Annotated in this window: 2 protein-coding genes; both read left to right on the top strand. The window is 25.5% G+C overall.

The features are described from left to right. Positions 1-190: 190 nt before the first annotated feature. Positions 191-424, top strand: coding sequence for a hypothetical protein (locus A500_RS03875; protein WP_016206283.1), 234 nt, complete (start codon positions 191-193; stop codon positions 422-424). A gap of 48 nt (positions 425-472) precedes the next feature. Next, on the top strand, positions 473-1,879 hold the full coding sequence (locus A500_RS03870) for a GH1 family beta-glucosidase (RefSeq protein ID WP_016206282.1): 1,407 nt from the start codon (positions 473-475) through the stop codon (positions 1,877-1,879). Positions 1,880-2,057: the final 178 nt, after the last annotated feature.

Below are 2,057 nucleotides of genomic sequence, written 5' to 3'. Positions count from 1 at the left end.
ATATACTTTTTAATAATAAATAATATATTTTCCTAAAGATTATTGATATAATTATGATAACGATTTGTTACAAAAATAAAACAAATTATAAAATGTGATATTTGTTTTATTAATTCATAAAAATAGGCTTTAAATTAAAAAGTATTGTAAAATTATATTAAAGAATTAAAAAATCGTAGGGGGATAAGTTATGTATAATGTAGAAATAAATGGAGTTCAAATGAAATTTATAAGAGAATTTTTTGATAATTATGAGGATGATAAAGTTAAGCTTACAGTAAGTGATGATAAAAATAGAATAAAAATAATTTATTCAGCTGAAACAAGTTTAACAGCAAAAGAATTAGAATCATATTTAAAAACACAATTTAAAACAAAATCAAAGTATGGAACAGCACTTTATTATACACTTTATGTAAAGTAACAAATTGAAATAAATTAAGCTTATTTTTATGAATTGGAGGAAATATAAATGAAGTTTGCAAAGGATTTTTTATTTGGAGCAGCATCTGCATCATATCAAGTAGAAGGTGCCTGGAATGAGGATGGAAAAGGAATTTCTAATTGGGATGTATTTTCTAAGATACCAGGGAAAACTTTTGAAGGAACTAATGGTGATATTGCGATAGATCATTATCATAGATATAAAGAAGATATAAAATTAATGGCGGAGATGGGATTAGAATCATATAGATTTTCAATTTCATGGCCTAGAATAATACCAAATGGTGTAGGAGAAGTAAATCAAAAAGGAATAGAATTCTATAACAATATAATAAATGAATGTTTAAGTTATGGAATAGTTCCATTTGTAACATTATATCATTGGGATATGCCTCAAGTTTTAGAAGAAAAAGGTGGATGGATAAATAAAGAAACAATAGACGCATTCTTAAATTATTCAGAAGTTTGTTATAAAGCCTTTGGAGATAGAGTTAAACATTGGATTACATTCAATGAAACAGTAGTATTTTGTGGACTAGGATATTTAGCAGGAGCACATCCGCCAGCAATAGTAGGTGATTTAAATAAATATTTCCAAGCCACTCATAATGTATTTTTAGCTCATGCTAAATCAATTGAACTATATAAATCATTAAAACAATATGGTGAAATAGGTATTACACATGTATTTTCTCCTGCATTTAGTATAGATAATAAAGAAGAAAATATAATTGCAGCTAAGCATGCAAATGAAATTGATACAAATTGGTATTATGATCCAATATTAAAAGGTGAATATCCTAAATATGTTGTAGATATCATTGAGCAAAAAGGAATTAAAATTGATTGGACAGATGAAGAACTTCAAATAATAAAGAGAGCTTCAGATAAAAATGATTTTATAGGACTTAATTATTATCAACCTCAAAGGGTAATGAAAAACAATATGGATGAAGAAGTTGAGAGAAATAGAGAAAACTCAACAGGAGCACCAGGTAATCCTTCATTTGATGGTTTTTATAGAACTGTTAAAATGAATGATAAAAAGTACACAAAATGGGGATGGGAGATATCACCTGAAGCATTTTTAGAGGGATTAAGAATGCTAAAGGGTAGATATGGAGATATAAAAATATATATAACAGAAAATGGATTAGGTGATGAAGATCCTATAATAGAAGATGAAATTGTTGACATACCTAGAATTAAGTTTATTGAAACTCATTTAAAAGCTGTTAAAAATGCAATTGAAGAAGGAATAAACTTAAAAGGATATTATGCATGGTCAGTTATTGACTTATTAAGTTGGTTAAATGGATATAAAAAGCAATATGGTTTTATATATGTAGATCATAAAAATGATTTAGCTAGAAAGAAAAAAGCCTCTTTCTATTGGTATAAGCATATAATAGAAACAAGAGGCGAAGATATATAAATTTAATTAAAGACATTTAATTTAGGGCTGGGATCTTCATAAAAATAGATTTCAGCCTTTTATAATAATTATCTAGCTAAAGTGGTATAATTATATAAAGATTATTTAAATTTAATATAAAAAATTATTATTAATTTAAATATTTAAGATTATATATAACTATATACATTATCTTAAA

Origin of the sequence: Clostridium sartagoforme AAU1, assembly GCF_000401215.1 — a bacterium.
GTDB lineage: Bacteria > Bacillota > Clostridia > Clostridiales > Clostridiaceae > Clostridium > Clostridium sartagoforme.
Note: the sequence above shows the minus strand (reverse complement) of the source record. Positions and strands in the feature narration are given on the sequence as shown.